This is a genomic window from Bradyrhizobium sp. C9 (assembly GCF_002532045.1).
In the GTDB taxonomy this organism is placed as follows: domain Bacteria; phylum Pseudomonadota; class Alphaproteobacteria; order Rhizobiales; family Xanthobacteraceae; genus Bradyrhizobium.
The window spans coordinates 540,838-557,699 of the sequence record NZ_NWTG01000001.1; the positions used below are offsets into that span (position 1 = coordinate 540,838).

Genomic DNA, 16,862 nt, shown 5'->3' on the forward strand with positions numbered 1-16,862 from the left:
GCGTATCCATTTTACAACAGACGCCCTGAATCCGACCTGATGCGCTGACCGTGCACGGCTTGAGAAGACGCGCCTCCCGCGAGTTGCAAGATAGCCCATTCGGGTCAAGCCGCGTCCGCGCGGCGCTATCGATTTGGGGCTGGGGCAATGCGGAAGTGGGGCTGCGCGCGAATCCGTCTGCGAGGCTGGTTGATGGTCGCGATCATCCTTTCAACCGCTCTGCTCGCCGGGCCGGTTGTCGCACAAAACGGCGGCGTCGGCGGCGAGGGTAATTATCAGTCGACAGGACAATATGGCGGCGCCGGCGGCATTCCCGGTGTGAGCGGTGGCGTCGGCGGCGACGGCGGCGCTCCGAACCGGTCGTGCCAATGCACCGGTGGTGGTGGCGGCGGCGGCGCTGAGGGCGCCGCCGGAGGTGCCGGTGGCCCTGGCGGGAATAACGCCTCTCCCGGCGGCGGTGCCGGTGGCGCGGCCGGACAGGATGGCGTTGCTGGAACGATCGGTTCATTTACCGCGAGTGGTGGTGGCGGTGGCGGCGGCGGTCTCAGCGGAACGTCCAGCGCGACGCTGAACAACACCGGGATAGTGATGGGCGGCAATGGCGGCAGGGGCGGCGACGGTGGCGTCAACGCCTCGAACCCTTCAGCCCAAATCGCTGGCGGCGGCGGTGGTGGTGGTGCGGGCGGTAGTGCATTCACCATCACCGGCGCAGGAATCCACTCAAACAGCGGCAGCATCACAGGCGGCAATGGCGGTGCGGGCGGCGCCGGTGATGTCGGTGGCGGCGGCGGTGACGGCGGCACCGGCATCGTCGTCAGTGCGCCAGGCGCAACGATCAGGAATTCCGGCTCGATCTCGGGTGGCGCGGGCGGCGGTGGCGGCGCGCAGGTGTCCGATGTCGACGCTAATCAAGGCGAGCCGTCCACCGGCGGCACGCGGGGGAAGCCCGGTGCAGCAGGCACGGGCGGTTCCGGAATCGTCGGTAGCGGCTTGACCATCATCAACAGCGGGACGATCACCGGTGGCGGCGGCCCGGGTGCGCAGGGCAACGCGATCGGCTTCACCGGCGGAGCCAATACGCTGACGTCGATTGGTGGAACGCTCAGTGGCAATCTTGCGATTGCAAATGGCGTCGGTGCCAGCCTGACGTTCCTGCAAACCAGCGCGGCCGGCGCGTCGGGCGATGTCACCATCTCCGGCATCACGGGCCTCAATGGCTTGGCCACCGACGCCTCGGTTGCCGTCAAGCTGGATGGTGGGCGCTCGCTGATCGTCACCGGTGCCAGCACCTACACCGGCGGCACCTCGGTGAGCGACGGATCGACGCTCGTCATCCGCAACAGCAATGCACTCGGCAGCGGCACGCTGAAGATGGGCGAGACGCTTGCCGGTCTCACCAAGCTGGTGCTGGACGGCAACGGCCTCAACATCGCCAACACCATCGTCATCAACAGCGATCCCATCATCACCGTCGCCGCCGGTACCACAAACACGATGTCGGGGCCTATCAGCGGTGCCGGCGATATCGTGCTCAACGGGGGCGGCAGGCTGGTGCTGTCCGGAGCGAATACATATACCGGCGGCACCACGATCTGCGGCACTGCGTGCGGCGTTGCCGGCGGCAGCAGCGTGCTGCAAGTCGGCGTCGGCACCGTGGGTACGCCGGGCGCGATCGTCTCGTCGGCGATCGGCACCGGCCTGCTGACTTTCGACGGCGGGACGCTGCAGGCCGGCGGCAACTACACGATCGCGAACAACGCACAGGTCAGCGCTACCGGCGGCAGCATCGACGGCAACGGATCCACCTTCACTTACTCGGGCAACATTGGCGGCGCCGGTGGACTGTCAGTGCTGGGCGCTTCGGCCTTCGTCGGCCGCGTGGTGTTGACAGGCTCCAACACCTATGCCGGCGGCACCACGATCTGCAATTGCGCAACGCTGCAACTCGGCGACGCCAGCCACACCGCCTCGATCGTCGGCGAAGTCACTGTCAACGGCAGGTTCGAGATCGTCAACGCCAACACGGCGGGCATCACCAAGATCGTCAACGACGGCTTCAACGGGTTCGCCAGCACGACGTTCCACAATTCCACCACGGCGTCGACGGCCGTGATCGTCAACCGGAATTTCGGCGCCACGGTGTTTGGCGACAGCAGCACCGCGGGCAATTCCACCATTACCAATGGTGACAACACCAATGGTAACAACGTCGGCTCGACGTATTTCCTCGGATTTTCGTCGGCGGCGTCGGCGAAGATGACGACGTCCGCCACCGGCTATGTCAGTTTCTTCCAGAGCAGCACCGCGGCGAACGCGACCATCGACAACAGCGGCGTGACCTATTTCGGCCCGTTCGGCGACGCGACCGAAGCGCCGACCGCAGGCAACGCGACGATCACCAACCGGTCCGGCGGCGCGCTGATCTTTGCCGCATATGCGACGGCCGGAAACGCCATGATCACGACCGAGAGCGGCGCGAGCGTCAAGTTCGTCGACAACGCGACCGGCGGTGCCGCGCAGTTCATCACCCAGGGAACCGGCTATGTCGACTTCGGCGGCAGCCTTGGGCCGAACGGTGATGGTCGCATCACCGCAGGTTCGATCGCGGGCTCGGGCACTTACTACATCGGTGGCGGCAACACGCTCGCGGTCGGCGGCAACAATCTGTCGACCGTCGTCAGCGGTGTGATCGCCGATTCCGATCCCTGCGGTTGCGGCCCGGCCGGGCCTGGCAATCTGGAAAAGAGCGGCAGTGGCACGCTGACTCTCTCGGGTGTCAACACCTATACCGGAGCCACCGTAGTCAATGGCGGCGTCCTGCAAGTCGATGGTTCGATCGTGTCGTCGAGTTCAGTCACGGTGAATTCAGGCGGCGCGCTCTCCGGTATCGGCACCGTCGGCAATACGACGATTGCGAGCGGTGGCATTCTGCTGCCCGGCAATGCGACACCAGGTACATTCCTCAACGTGGCGGGCAATCTCGCCTTCCAGTCTGGCGCGGCGTATCTCGTCGGGCTCAATGCGACCGCCGCCACGTCAGCCAAGGTGACTGGCACCGCGGCGCTTGCCGGATCGGTGGGTGTCAGCATCGCCGCCGGCAGCACGATCGCCAGGCAATACACCATCCTGTCGGCGGCCGGCGGTCGCAACGGCGTGTTCGCCGGTGTCGCTTCAACCGGGCTGCCGTCGGGTCTGGTTGCAACGCTCGGCTACGACGCAAACAATGCCTATCTCAATCTCGCGCTCGATTACGCCGTGAAATCGAAGCTCAACGTCAACCAGAGCAATGTTGCCGCGACGCTGCAGAACTTCTTTGGTGCCAATGGCGGCATCAACGTGGCTTACGCGGGACTCTCGCCGAATGGATTGACCCAGGCCTCGGGCGAGAGCGCGACCGGCTCGCAGCAGGCGACGTTCAACGCGATGAACCAGTTCCTCGGGCTGCTGACCGATCCGTTCGTCGCCGAGCGCGATGGTGGCTTCGGTAGCGGCGCGAGCGCCACTCCGTTTGCCGAGGAGAGCGTGTCGCTGGCGTATGCGGCGCGCACGACCGAGCCACGCGATGCGCTGGCCGCGATTTACGCCAAGGCACCGCCGCCGCGGCAGCTCGACTTCGAGCAACGCTGGAGCGTCTGGGCGGCGGGCTACGGCGGTTCGCAGACCACCAGTGGCAACGCGGTGCTGGGCTCCAACAGCACCAGCAGCAGCATCTATGGCACCGCGGTCGGCGCCGACTATCGTTTGTCGCCGAACACCATCGCCGGCTTTGCGCTGGCCGGCGGCGCCACCAGCTTCAGCGTCAACGGTCTTGGCTGGGGCCGCTCGGATCTGTTCCAGGCCGGTGCGTTCGTCCGCCACGCCGTCGGCGCGGCGTATGTGAGCGCAGCGCTCGCCTATGGCTGGCAGGATATCACCACCGACCGCATCGTCACCGCTGCGGGCGCCGATCATCTGCGCGCCGACTTCAAGGCCAATGCCTGGTCGGGCCGGCTCGAGGGTGGCTATCGCTACCCGACACCTTGGATCGGGCTGACGCCTTACGCGGCGGCGCAGTTCACCAGCTTCGAGTTGCCGAACTATGCGGAGAGCGTGGTCTCCGGCAGCGGCGCCTTCGCGCTGAATTACGCGGCAAAGAGCGTCACCGACGTCAGGAGCGAACTCGGTCTGCGCTCCGACAAGTCCTTCGCGGTCGATAGCGGCATCGTGACGCTGCGCGGCCGCGTCGCCTGGGCGCATGACTTCAACCCCGACCGCACCGCCGCTGCCGTGTTCCAGGCGCTGCCGGGCGGGGCCTTCGTGGTCAACGGCGCGGCGCAGGCCAGCGAGTCCGCGCTGACCACGGCTTCGGCGGAGATCAAGTGGCGCAACGGCTGGTCGGCGGCCGCGACGTTCGAGGGTGAATTCTCCAACGTCACCCAGTCCTACGCCGGCAAAGGCGTTATGCGCTATACGTGGTGACCCTCCGTGCTATAGCCTCCCGCAGCGAAAGCCTGTCCCGGACTTGATCCGCGACAGTGTATTTCGCGGGACGAAATACGCATCAAAATGAGTGGGAAGAAACCCACGCGGGAGGAAACATGCGCGCTGCGATCTTCAGAAACGGCGAGATTATCGTCGACCAGATGCCGGAGCCGAAGCCGGGCGCCGGCCAGGTGCTGGTCAAATCGCTCGCCTGCGGCATCTGCGGTTCCGATCTGCACGCGCGCAAGCATGCTCACCGCATGGTGGAGCTGAGCAAATTCCTGCCGGGTCGAACGCCGATGGATCTGTCGCGTGACGTCGTGTTCGGCCACGAGTTCTGTTGCGAGATCCTCGATTACGGCTCGGGCACCACGCGCAAGCTGAAGCCCGGCACGCGCGTCTGCTCATTGCCGGCGCTGCTGACGCCGGAGGGCCCGAAGGGCATCGGCTATTCCAACGATTATCTCGGCGCCTATGCCGAGCAGATGCTGCTCAGCGAGCCGCTGCTGCTCGAGGTGCCGAATGGGCTTGCCGCCGAGCACGCCGCGCTCACCGAGCCGCTTGCGGTCGGCGTCCATGCGGTGGCGATGGCCAACATCAAGGGCGGCGAGGTGCCGCTGGTGATCGGCTGCGGACCGGTCGGGCTCGCGGTGATCGCGGCGCTCAAGATCAGGGGGCTCGGCCCGATCGTCGCCGCCGACTACTCGCCGGCACGGCGGCTGCTCGCCGAGAAGATGGGCGCCGATGTCGTGGTCGATCCTGCCAAGACGCAGCCCTATGCGAGCTGGGCCGAGCACGCCCAGATGACCGAAGCCGAGAAGGCGGCGCGGCCGCCGATGCAGGCGCTGCTGCCGCCACTGAAGCCGGCGCTGATCTTCGAATGCGTCGGTGTGCCCGGCGTGCTGCAGCAGGTGTTCGAGGGCGCGCCGCGCAGCGCCCGTGTCGTCGTGGTCGGCGTCTGCATGGAGACCGACAAGTCCGAGCCGATGCTCGGCATCATCAAGGAGCTCAACGTCCAGTACGTGCTCGGCTACACGCCGGAGGAGTTTGCCTATTCGCTGCGGCTGATCGCGGAAGGCCAGGTCGATGCCGCATCGCTGGTCACCGGCCGCGTCGGCATCGACGGCGTCGCGCAGGCCTTTGCCGATCTCGCCAATCCCGAGGCGCACACCAAGATTCTGGTCGAGCCGTGGCGTTGAGCTGACGGGGCGGTTTGCATTTCGCGACGTCGAACCTATAGTTCGCCGTCTCTCATCGCACTGACAGCACGCACCACATGCGCGTATCAATCATCACGGGAGGCGGCTCCGGCATCGGCGCCGCGGTTGCACGCCGGCTCGCCGGCCCCGGTCAGGGGCTGATGCTGCACGGCCAGGGCGCCGAAGCCAGCGGGCTCGCGCGGCTGAATTCGGTTGCGGAAGAATGCCGCAGCAAGGGCGCGAAGGTCGCGGTCTCTACCGGCGATCTCGCCGTAGCCGGCGCGGGCACGTCGCTGGTCGAGGCTGCGCGCGCCGCATTCGGGCCGATCGACAGCATCGTGCACGCCGCGGGCTTTGCCGACCGCCGCGAGTTCGCCAGCCTGCCGCGCGAGGCGCTGGAGCGCGCCTTTGCGGTGATGGCGGCGGCATTTCATGAAATCGCTGCGGCTGCGCTGCCCGACCTCGCGCGCAACGCGCAAGGCCGCGTCGTCGCGGTCTCCAGTTTCGGGCCGCATCGTTTCGTGCCGGGTGCGACCTATCCGGGATCGGCGGCCGCTAAGGCCGCGCTCGAAGTGCTGGTGAAGTCGCTGGCAATCGAGCTCGCGGCATCGGGCGCCACCTCCAATGCGGTGATGCCCGGTTATACGCGCAAGGATCCCGGCCTGTTCGGCGCGCTCGACACCGCGACCTGGGAGCGGGTGGCGAAGGCCAATCCGATGCAGCGGCTGGCCGAGCCGGACGAGGTCGCCGCGGTCGTCGCCTTCCTGCTGTCGCCGGAAGCGGGCCACATCACCGGCGCCACGCTGCCGGTCGATGGCGGCCTGACCTTGATGTGACGGCATGAGCGAAGGCGCGTCCGCACAACAGGTTGACGTCGTCGTGCTCGGCGCCGGCATGGTCGGCGTCTCGGCAGGCCTCGCCGCACGGCAGCGCGGGCTCTCCGTCGTCATCGTCGACCGCCGCGAGCCGGGCAGCGAAACCTCCTACGGCAATGCCGGCATCATCTCGTCCGGCTCGATCCTGCCGCTCAACACGCCGCAGCTTTTGAAGAACCTGCCCAAATACCTCACCAACACGCATCCGGCGCTGCGCTGGAATCTTCCGTGGGCGCTCGCGAATGCCGGCTGGGTGATCCGCTTCCTCGCCGCGGCGACACCGGCGCAAACCAGGCCGCGCGCCGCCGCGCTGCACGGCCTGATCGGGACTTCGCTGACGTTGCATCGCGACTGGATCGTGCAGGCGGGCGCCGGCCATCGCATCCGCGAGACCGGCTGGCTGAAGGCCTGGCGCGGCGACGGGCTTGCGACCGCCAAGGCCGAGCAGGCGGCGCTCGCCGAATTCGGTATCAAAAGCGAGGTGCTCGATCGCCAGGCGATCTCCGCGCTCGAGCCGAACATCATCCCTGCCTACAGTGTCGGCCTGCTGCACAGCCAGACGGCATCGGTCGATTCACCCGGCGCGGTGGTCAAGGCCTATGCGCAGATGCTCGCCGCCAGCGGCGGCACGGTGCGGCAATCCGAGATCCGGCGGATCGCACAACAAGGCGACGGCTGGCGCGTGCAGCTTGCCGACGGCGAGATCGCCGCGCGCCATGTCGTGGTCGCGCTCGGGCCGTGGTCGGCCGAGCTGCTGCGGCCGCTCGGCTATCGGGTGCCGCTGGCATTCGAGCGCGGCTATCACCAGCATTTCGTGCCGAACCCGGCACGCAAATTGCTGCGCCCGATCCATGATGCGGAGGGCAGCTTCCTGATGACGCCGATGGAGCAGGGCGTTCGCGTCACCAGCGGCGTCGAGCTCACTGCGCGCGACGCGCCGTCGAACTATGCGCAACTCGAGGCGGTGGTGCCGATGGCGCGCAGCGTCGTCGAATTCGGCGACTCGGTCGGCGAGCGCTGGCGCGGCGCGCGGCCGACGCTGCCCGACAGCCTGCCGATGATCGGCGAAGCGCCGCGGCATCGCGGCCTTTGGCTCGCCTTCGGTAACCAGCATATCGGCTTCACCACCGGCCCCGGAACGGGGTCCGCGGTCGCGGCGATGATCGCGGGCGCTGCGCCGCCGTTCGACGTGAAGGCTTTTTCGCCGGGCCGGTATATCGCGTGACTCGCGCGAGGCCGCCTGCGATGCTGGGCCCGCAAGGCGAGCGCAAGGCGCGTGGCAACCGAGGGGCAGGATGAACTACGTCTGGGATTTCGGGATCCTCGCCAAGTACAGCCATTTGTTCTGGCTCGGGCTCGGCTGGACCATGGCCTACACGATCGGCACCATCATCCTCGGCACCCTGATCGGCCTGATCGTCGGCATGCTGCGGCTGCGGCGGATTCCCGTGATCGACTGGCTGCTGATCGCCTATATCGAGCTGTTCCGCTGCACGCCGCTGCTGGTGCAGATCATCTGGTTCTACTACGCGTTTCCGGTCGTGATCGGCGTCAACATCCCGGCGCATGTCGCAGCGGTCAGCGTGCTGTCGCTCTATGGCGGCGCGTTCTATGCCGAGATCGTGCGCGGCTCGATCGAGAGCGTACCGGTCGGGCAGTGGGACGCGGCGAAGGCGCTCGGCTTCCGCGGCTGGCGGCTGATGCGGCTCGTGATCCTGCCGCAGGCGCTGAAACCGATGATGGCGCCCTATGTCAACCAGTCGGTGACGCAGCTGAAGAACACCTCGCTGGTCTCGATCATCGCGGTGCCCGATCTCGTCTACAACGCCACCCTGATCAACGCCGACACTTACCGGCCGCTCGAGGTCTACACCATCGTGGCGCTGATCTATTTTGCAATCCTGTTTCCGTCGACGCTGGTGGCGCGCCGGCTGGAGCGCGGGCTGACGTATGACAAGGTGTGAAGTCACAGTTATCGCGGCATCGGCGGTTCACCTCTCCCGCTTGCGGGGGAGGTCGCTGCGCGAAGCGCAGCGGGTGGGGGCTCTCTACACACAAAGAGCCTCGCTCGCGGCGACACCCCCACCCCGACCCTCCGCCGCAAGCGGGAGAGGGGGGGCGCAGTGCCGATACGGTCAGCCTGACGTCAGATATTCAGCTCCACCGGCACGTCCTCGGGCTTGACGCCGGCAAGGCCGAGGCCCTTGACGAACCATTCGCGCATCTGGCCGATGCCGCGATTGTAGTCGACCCACACCGACAGGAAATCGCGCCAGCGCTTGTCCTGCTCGCGCCGCACCGCCATGCCGCTGGCGATCGTCACCGAGGGCGAGGCCAGGATCTTGTAGGTGCCGAGGTTCGCGTTCTTGGCGATCGCGGTCAGCCCGAGCACCAGCGCGTTGACCACGCAATCGACGCGGCCCGACGACATTTCCAGCATCACCTCGTCGCGCGACTTCAGCGACTTGATGGTGGCGTTCGGCGCGAAGCGCCGCGCCACCGCCTCGTTGGCCGAGCCGACGTCGACCGCGATCTTGACCTCGGGCTTGTTGATGTCGGCCCAGGTCTTGGCCTCCAGCCCCTTCTTCAGCATCGCGCCGAACGGATGCGGGAATACGAGGTTGGTGAAGTCCACCACCAGCGCCCGCTGCGGCGTCGGGTTGAGCGCAAAGCCGAGGTCGATCTTGTTGGCCTGCAGATCGAGAATTGAATTGCCGTAGGTCGACTCGACATATTCCAGCTTGACGTCGAGCAGCTTGGCCAAATCGTTGGCCATCTCGATCGAAAAGCCGGACCACGTGCCGGTGGCGAGGTCCTTGTTGAAATAGGGCAGCTCGCCCGGCAGCACCGCGATCCGCAGCACCTTGTTGGCCCTGATCCGGTCGAGCGTGTTGTCGGCTGTCGTCTGCGCCGAGGCCGGGGTGGCCATGGCGGCCGCGAGCGCCGCGCCGCTGCCGATCCCGAGCGCATAGCGCAGCGCGTCGCGGCGGTCTTCGGAAATTGTGATGTCGTCGGATTGAGTCAAGCGGGCCTCCATGCACCAGATCGGGGAAGCCTAGCGTCGGGTTCCGGTGCCAGCAAGGGCGCACAGCTGCGCCATTGGTAGGCGTGGCGAAGGGGAGATGCCTATCTCTTCAGCTCGCCCGGCTCGCGGCAGGCTAATCGCATCTAGCCTGCCTCCACAGGGGCGCACTGCCAAAATATCGAAAACAACCCCATGCACAGTAGCCGGAAGCGTACCTGCATTCGACAGGTCAACTTGACATGTCGGGCAAATCAGTGGCACTATTCTATTATTCCGAAATTGCGCAGGCGTGTTTCCCCTCTCCCGTGAGAACGGGGAGAGGGAAAATTGAGACTGCCCAGCTCAATACCGTCCCGGCACGTACATCTCCGGCGGGATCGGGCCGCGGTGATAGTCGGGGTTGCGCACCCGCGGCGGCAGCACCACCGGTTGGTGGATGACCTGCTGATAGGGGATCCGGCTCAACAAATGCGAGATGCAGTTGAGCCGGGCGCGCTTCTTGTCGACGGCATCGACGATCCACCACGGCGAGTCGGGCAAATGGGTGCGCTCCAGCATCGTCTCCTTGGCCTTGGTGTAGAGCTCCCAGCGGGTGCGCGCCTCGACATCCATCGGGCTCAGCTTCCATTGCTTCAGCGGATCGTGGATCCGCATCGAGAAGCGAAACGCCTGTTCCTCGTCGGTGATCGAGAACCAGTACTTCAGCAGGATGGTGCCAGAGCGGATCAGCATGCGCTCGAATTCCGGCACCGACTTGAAGAACTCCTCATATTGCTCGTCGGTGCAGAACCCCATCACCTTCTCGACGCCGGCGCGGTTGTACCAGCTGCGATCGAACAGCACGATCTCGCCGCCGGCCGGCAGGTGCGAGACATAGCGCTGGAAGTACCATTGCGTGCGTTCGCGCTCGTTCGGCGCCGGCAGCGCCGCGACGCGGCAGATGCGCGGGTTGAGCCGCTGGGTGATGCGCTTGATGACGCCGCCCTTGCCGGCGGAATCGCGGCCCTCGAACAGCACCACGACCTTCTGCTTCTCGTGCTGCACCCAGTCCTGCAACTTGACGAGCTCGCCCTGCAGCCTCAGTAATTCGCGGAAGTAGAGCTTGCGGTCGATCGATGGCTGTCGGGCGGCGCCGTCGTGGTCGAGCTCGTCGAGCCTCATGTCGTCGAGCTCGAGCTCGAGTTCCTCGTCGAGGCTGTCGGCCATCTCCTGATGGATGCGGGCGCGCAAGGCTTCGTCGCGGTAGGCTTCGTCGCGCAAGGCTTCATCTCGGGTGGCTTCGTCGGTGAGGTCGGAGGCGGTCATGAAGGTCCGTCTTTCAGTATGTTAGATGGAGCGACGGGAGCATTGACGGGCGATGTTACCCCTCTATGACAACGGCATGACCGCTGTTTCACGCGAGCGCGCGGACTGTGCTAACAAGCGCTGACAAGATCAAAAAAGGAGACGCCGATGATTTCGCTCACGCCAAAAGACGTCCTGCCGGAGGACGGCACCGCCGGCACGCTGGTCGGACGGGTCTGGCTGCCGCAGGCCGGCGGACCCGCCGTGGTTGCGGTGCGGGCTGACGGCGTGTTCGACGTCACCGCGCGTTACCCCACTGTGAGCGCGTTGTGCGAGGAGGCCGATCCCGCGGCCGCGTTGCGCGGCACGCGCGGCGAGCGGATCGGCGATTTCGAGGCCATTCTCGCCAACACGCCGCCCGACGGGCGCGACGTGACAAAACCACATCTGCTCGCGCCGGTCGATTTGCAGGTGCTGAAAGCCGCCGGCGTCACCTTCGCGATCTCGATGCTCGAGCGCGTGATCGAGGAGCGGGCGCGCGGCAATCCGTCGTCGGCGGAGGCGATCCGCAAGGAAGTGGTGCGCCTCGTCGGCGACGATCTCTCCAAGCTGAAGCCCGGCTCCGAACAGGCGATGCGGTTGAAGCAGGTGCTGATCGACCAGAACGCCTGGAGCCAGTATCTCGAGGTTGGGATCGGCCCCGACGCCGAGGTGTTCACCAAGGCGCCGACGCTGTCCTCGGTCGGCACGGGCATGGATGCCGGGCTGCATCCGAAGTCGACCTGGAATAATCCGGAGCCGGAGGTCGTGCTCGTCGTTTCCGCCGCCGGCAAGATCGTCGGCGCCGCGCTCGGCAACGACGTCAACCTGCGCGACTTCGAAGGCCGCTCGGCGCTGCTGTTGTCGAAGGCCAAGGACAACAATGCGTCCTGCGCGATCGGCCCGTTGCTCCGGCTGTTCGATCAGACCTTCTCGCTCGACGACGTCAGGAAGATGGATGTCGGCCTTACCGTGAGAGGCGCCGACGGCTTCGTGCTCGAGGGCCATTCCTCGATCAGCAAGATCAGCCGCGATCCGACCGATCTGGTCGCCCAGACCATCGGGCCCGTGCATCAATATCCCGATGGATTTGCGCTGTTCCTCGGCACGATGTTTGCGCCGGTGAAGGACCGCGACACCAAGGGCGAAGGCTTCACCCACAAGCGCGACGACATCGTCACCATCGACGCGCCGCAGCTCGGCAAGCTCGTCAACCGCATGCGGGGCAGCGACGAATGCGAGCCATGGACCATCGGCGTTGGCGCGTTGATGAAGAACCTCGCACAGCGCAAGGTACTGTGAGCTAGAGCGCAGGGTGGGTTGGCTCGACAGGCCGCGTGACGGCGTAACCCACCCTGCCACGTGGCGCTGTGCGGTGACGTGCTATTGTGCTTGCTGACGCCGCAAGCACTGCCGAACATGTTCAGAAACCTGCGCGGCAGGTCAATCGCGTGCTGCAACTTGAGGGCGCGCGGATGCATGAAATTCGGAGCGACCGCTTGTCGCGCCGTTATGTGATCTAGTTCATCCTCGTTCGCGCTGTTCCGCTTCAGCATATTGGCTCGACGCGAACAGAAGGAGTCGCGGACATGAGCGAGCAGCCATCAAATGGAATGCCCGAATGGCTCACGACCGACATGCTGGTGATCGCGGTTTCGCTGGCAATCATCGTGATCGGCATATGGATCGCGCCGTAGCCCGGTTGCTCCGGCTGGTTGCCCCGCCGAGATGCCACGGGTTGGTATCCGGCAAAGCGCGTGAGGCGATCGCGCGCCTCACAAGCCCATCATCCGGAAGATCATGCCTCCGATATAGGGGCCGTGATGGTGATGACGGCGATGATGGGTTCGCGGCGGTTCTTCGCCGCCAGCGGCCGCCATCGCGCTCCTGCCGCCGTCACGCTCGGGGCCGATCGCATCGAACGCGGCCTTTTGCTCGTCGCTGAGCGCTCCGTAGAAGCCATCCAGGGCCGGACGCACCGTGCCGATCGCCTGCAGCATGGAATCGAGTCGTGCCTCGACCGCCGCAAGGCGTGCCGGTGGCGTGCGCGCGTCGACGGGCGGACAGGACGATTTCAAGGTGTCCTCGGCCTTTGTCGCTGCATCCCGCAAGGCGTCGAGGCTCGCCCGCTGCGCGTCGGTCGGCTTGACTTCGCGCTCGATGATGTCGCCGGGCCATGCGATGGGGACAGGCTGCGCCGTATTGCAACTGCCGTTGTCCGCCGTCGCTTCGCGCTGGCCGCGGTGCTGATCTGCCACCAGCGCCGTCACCTTGGCTTTCTGATCGTCGCTGAGCAGCCCGTAGAACTTGTCCAGCGCCGGCTGCAGAATGCCGACCGCGTCGCGCATGGCCTGGAGGCGCTGCTGCATCGCTGCGAGACGGCTCGGCGCGGTCAACGGCACGTCCTTTGGGCACGAATTGAGAATGGTCGCGGATGCCTTCTGCGAAGCGCCGGCGAGGTCGTCGAGTGCGGCACTCTGCTCCGCGTTGGGTTGAATGGCGCTGCGGAATTGCTCGATCGGGAAGCCCGCGATATCGCTCCTGTCGCTGCCGCACATGTCGGCAAGGGTCGTGGCTTGGGTCGTGGCTTGGCCGGTGGCCCGCGATCGACGCGTGACCGGTGGCCGCGGACCGGTATAACCGGGCAGGTAGTAGGCATAGCCGCTCAAGGCATCGTAGTCGTATGGAGCGAACAGGCCGGCATAGAGATCGCCATAGCCGTAATCCCAGAAGTACGGGTCGTAGCCCCAGCCCCACCAGGCGTAGTCATAGAGATCGTAATAGGCATAGGGCCAGAAGATCGGGCCGACCCAGCCATAGCCGCCGTTCGGATGGCGCCACCAGCCAACGCCGCCCATGGCGGCTCCGGCGGCGGCCGTCGTGATTGCGGCGCGAGTCATCGGATTGCGCAAGCCGCCGGGCTGGCGCAGGGCAGCGCTGACCTGACGCGAGGTCAGCGCGTGTCCCACGGCGCTCGCATTGTGCCGCATCGCGGTCGGGGAGGCGGCATGACGGCCGGCAGCTACGCTCGGCGCGACGCGCGCGGCATGAGCGGCGGGCCGGAATTGGTTATGACGCGCGCCGGAGCTACCGCTGAGTCTCGTGCCTCCTCTTGCCGCGGGATGAATGGTGTGAAAGCCGCCGCCACGCCCGCCGCCGGCGTGAAATCCGCCACCGTGGAAACCGCCTCCGTGGAAGCCGCCTCCGCCCCCATGAAAGCCACCCCCGCCGCCATGAAATCCGCCCCCGCCGTGACCACCACCGCCGTGGCCGCCACCGCCATGACCGCCGCCGCCGCCGCGAGCATAGGCGCCGCCTGCGAACAGCGCGGCCGATGCCGCGACTGCAAGGATCGCGGCGAACGTCAACACGACGTGTTTGCTACGGGCGGCCCTCAGCATTTCTGCTCACCTCCGGATACTCAGTGATGCCTGAGATCAACATCGCAAGCCGCCGCCGGGTTCCCGCGGGCGATCCGGTCGCGAGGATTTAATTTGCAGCGCGGGACCTGCGGCGAGGACGGCGGCCGAAAAGCACAGCCTTACCGGTCAGTGCGCGACGAAGCCGCCGTCGACGGGTAGCGCGACGCCAAGGACCAGGCTCGCGGCCGGACTGCACAGCCACAGCACGGCGGCGGCAACCTCGTCGGGCTTGCCCATCCGGCCGATCGGCTGCTGCTTCAGAAATTCCTTCATCGCGTTGGGATCGATGGCGTCGCCCATCGGCGTCTCGATGCAGCCCGGGCAAATCGCGTTGACGCGGATGCCTTCGGCGGCGACATCAAGCGCGGCGCTCTTGGTCAGACCGATCACCCCATGTTTGCTGGCGTGATAGGCGGCGCGGCCGGGCAAACCCACCAGTCCACCGAGCGACGAACAGTTCACGATCGCGCCGCTGCGCTGTCGCTTCATCTGAAGCAGCTCGTGCTTCATGAAGGTCCAGACGCCGCGCAGGTTGACTTGCTGCACGTCGTCATACCCGTCTCCGGTCTCCTCGTTCATCGGGCACATTGGGCCGAGAATGCCGGCATTGTTGTAGGCCATGTCGAGCCGGCCGAACTGCGCGACCGCGCGATCGACCGCAGTCTTAGCCAGCCTCTCGTCCGACACGTCGCCAACGATGGCAATCGCTTTGGCGCCGGCGGAAGTCAGTTCTCCCGCGACCGCATTCAGTTTCTCCTCGCTTCGGTCGACCAGGATCACGGTAGCCCCGGCCTTTGCGAACGCCTTGGCGGTGGCCGCACCCAGGCCCGAGCTCGCGCCGGTGACGAGTGCGACTTGGCCGGTGAAGTCGTAGGTGGGGTTCATGGTGGATTTCCTTTCATTTCATCGCGGCCGGATCACTTGCGGTATTGCTCGTCGCTGACCTTTTCCAGCCAATCGACATTCTTGCCGTCGCGCGATTCCGTGATGGCGATATGGGTCATTGCGGTCGTCGTGGTCGCGCCATGCCAGTGCTTCTCGCCAGGCGGAAACCAGACGACGTCGCCGGGACGAATCTCTTCGACGGGTCCGCCCGCGCTTTGCACCCAGCCGAGACCTGACGTGACGATCAAGGTCTGGCCGAGAGGATGGGTGTGCCACATCGTGCGGGCGCCGGGCTCGAAGGTGACGTGCCCGCCGTTGATACGGGCGGGATCTCCGACCTGGAACAGCGGATCGACGTGGACCGCGCCGGTGAACCAGGCCTCAGGCCCCTTGCCTGAGGGACGTGAGCCGCAGCGTTTGATATCCATCGTTCCGATCCTTTTCTCTGTCATGTCCAGCGTGGCCGGAGCGGCGGCAAGGTTGCTGTGCGGGGCCCCGGCCACGAGGCCGCCTGCAACCGCCAGTATGTGCCTTCGCGTGACTGCCGCGCTTTTTCCGCGCAGAAGCCGGGCGTCCGATCGATCCATGGACCATAGTTCCGTCTGCTCACGGGGCGACGCTATCGAGGTCGCCGCCTGCGCAGGATTTAATGCATGCGGCTATAACGACTAGCCGCTATAATCGGCATGGACTTAGAAACTGGATCGATAAATGAAGCGCGGCCATCTCGATGACCTCTCGGCTTTCGTGATCGTCGCCCGCGAGGGCAGTTTCACCAAGGCAGCTGCCAAGCTAGGCGTTTCGCAATCCGCGCTCAGCTACACCATCAAGCAGCTCGAGGCGCGCCTGAAGCTGCGTCTCCTGACCCGTACCACGCGCAGTGTCTCGCCGACCGCGGCCGGGGAGCGGCTGCTGCGCAGCATCGGTCCGCGTCTCGCGGAAATCGAGGCGGAGCTCGCGGCCCTGAGCGAATTGAGTGAAAAGCCCTCCGGCACCATTCGTATCACCGCCACTGAATATGCCACCAACGCTGTGCTGCTGCCAAAGCTTGCCAAGCTTCTGCGCTCATATCCGGACATCAAGGTCGAGATCATCTGCGACTACGGCCTGACTGACATCGTCACTGAACGTTTTGACGCCGGCGTGCGCGATGGCGAGCAGGTCGCCAAGGACATGATTGCCGTGCGCATCGGCCCCGACGCGCGCATGGCGGTGGTCGGCTCTCCGTCCTATTTCCGGTCTCGACGCGAGCCGAAGAAGCCGCAGGAGCTGGTCGAGCACAATTGCGTCAATCTGCGCCTGCCCACCCATGGCGGGCTATACGCCTGGGAATTCGAGAAGGGGGCGCGGGAACTCAAGGTGAGGGTCGAGGGCCAGCTGTTTTTCAACACCACGAGCCAGATGCTGGAAGCGGCGCTCGCGGGTCTCGGCTTGACCTACCTGCCGGAAGGCCTGGTTCAACCGTATGTCAACAAGGGCCGCCTCAAGCGGGTGCTCGAGGATTGGTGCGCTCCTTATCCGGGCTACCATCTCTATTACCCGAGCCGGCGCCAGCCATCTGCGGCTTTCGCGCTCCTTGTCGAAGCGCTGCGGCATCGCGACTAGCGCGATAGTTATTTGCTCGCTGCCGGCTTGGCCCACCTCTCCCAAGGGAGCAATGAAGCTCCGGCGT

12 protein-coding genes are annotated in these 16,862 nt (G+C 65.9%); 7 read left to right on the forward strand and 5 right to left on the reverse strand.

Features of this window, described 5'->3' with window-relative positions:
* Positions 1–192: 192 nt before the first annotated feature.
* From CO675_RS02395 to CO675_RS02415, 5 genes are all read left to right on the forward strand, one after another.
* The gene (locus tag CO675_RS02395; RefSeq protein WP_283808096.1) at positions 193–4,458 is read left to right on the forward strand and encodes an autotransporter domain-containing protein; all 4,266 of its coding nucleotides are present in this window, start codon (positions 193–195) and stop codon (positions 4,456–4,458) included.
* 119 nt (positions 4,459–4,577) lie between these two features.
* Positions 4,578–5,660: a zinc-binding dehydrogenase gene (locus tag CO675_RS02400; RefSeq protein WP_097670406.1), complete on the forward strand. Its 1,083-nt coding sequence runs from the start codon at positions 4,578–4,580 to the stop codon at positions 5,658–5,660.
* Positions 5,661–5,737: 77 nt separating this feature from the next.
* Positions 5,738–6,496: an SDR family NAD(P)-dependent oxidoreductase gene (locus CO675_RS02405; RefSeq protein ID WP_097670407.1), complete on the forward strand. Its 759-nt coding sequence runs from the start codon at positions 5,738–5,740 to the stop codon at positions 6,494–6,496.
* A 4-nt stretch (positions 6,497–6,500) separates the two neighbouring features.
* Positions 6,501–7,760 (forward strand): NAD(P)/FAD-dependent oxidoreductase, encoded by a 1,260-nt coding sequence (locus CO675_RS02410; RefSeq protein WP_097670408.1) that lies wholly within the window; start codon positions 6,501–6,503, stop codon positions 7,758–7,760.
* A 70-nt stretch (positions 7,761–7,830) separates the two neighbouring features.
* Positions 7,831–8,499 (forward strand): amino acid ABC transporter permease, encoded by a 669-nt coding sequence (locus CO675_RS02415; RefSeq protein ID WP_097670409.1) that lies wholly within the window; start codon positions 7,831–7,833, stop codon positions 8,497–8,499.
* Between the two features lie 182 nt (positions 8,500–8,681).
* On the opposite strand, the gene CO675_RS02420 is transcribed toward CO675_RS02415, so the two are convergent.
* Positions 8,682–9,560 (reverse strand): transporter substrate-binding domain-containing protein, encoded by an 879-nt coding sequence (locus tag CO675_RS02420; protein ID WP_097670883.1) that lies wholly within the window; start codon positions 9,558–9,560, stop codon positions 8,682–8,684.
* Positions 9,561–9,902: 342 nt separating this feature from the next.
* Positions 9,903–10,865, reverse strand: coding sequence for a polyphosphate kinase 2 (gene ppk2, locus CO675_RS02425; RefSeq protein ID WP_502693352.1), 963 nt, complete (start codon positions 10,863–10,865; stop codon positions 9,903–9,905).
* 147 nt (positions 10,866–11,012) lie between these two features.
* Between ppk2 and CO675_RS02430 the strand changes: the two genes are divergently transcribed.
* Positions 11,013–12,185: a fumarylacetoacetate hydrolase family protein gene (locus tag CO675_RS02430; RefSeq protein WP_097670410.1), complete on the forward strand. Its 1,173-nt coding sequence runs from the start codon at positions 11,013–11,015 to the stop codon at positions 12,183–12,185.
* A gap of 473 nt (positions 12,186–12,658) precedes the next feature.
* On the opposite strand, the gene CO675_RS02440 is transcribed toward CO675_RS02430, so the two are convergent.
* From CO675_RS02440 to CO675_RS02450, 3 genes are all read right to left on the reverse strand, one after another.
* Positions 12,659–14,254 (reverse strand): Spy/CpxP family protein refolding chaperone, encoded by a 1,596-nt coding sequence (locus CO675_RS02440; RefSeq protein ID WP_245452603.1) that lies wholly within the window; start codon positions 14,252–14,254, stop codon positions 12,659–12,661.
* 177 nt (positions 14,255–14,431) lie between these two features.
* Positions 14,432–15,190, reverse strand: a complete 759-nt coding sequence (locus CO675_RS02445; protein ID WP_097670412.1) for an SDR family NAD(P)-dependent oxidoreductase — start codon at positions 15,188–15,190, stop codon at positions 14,432–14,434.
* A gap of 32 nt (positions 15,191–15,222) precedes the next feature.
* Positions 15,223–15,618 (reverse strand): (R)-mandelonitrile lyase, encoded by a 396-nt coding sequence (locus tag CO675_RS02450; RefSeq protein ID WP_198964463.1) that lies wholly within the window; start codon positions 15,616–15,618, stop codon positions 15,223–15,225.
* A gap of 283 nt (positions 15,619–15,901) precedes the next feature.
* On the opposite strand from CO675_RS02450, the gene CO675_RS02455 reads away from it, so the two are divergent.
* Positions 15,902–16,795, forward strand: a complete 894-nt coding sequence (locus CO675_RS02455) for a LysR family transcriptional regulator (RefSeq protein ID WP_097670414.1) — start codon at positions 15,902–15,904, stop codon at positions 16,793–16,795.
* Positions 16,796–16,862 lie beyond the last annotated feature (67 nt).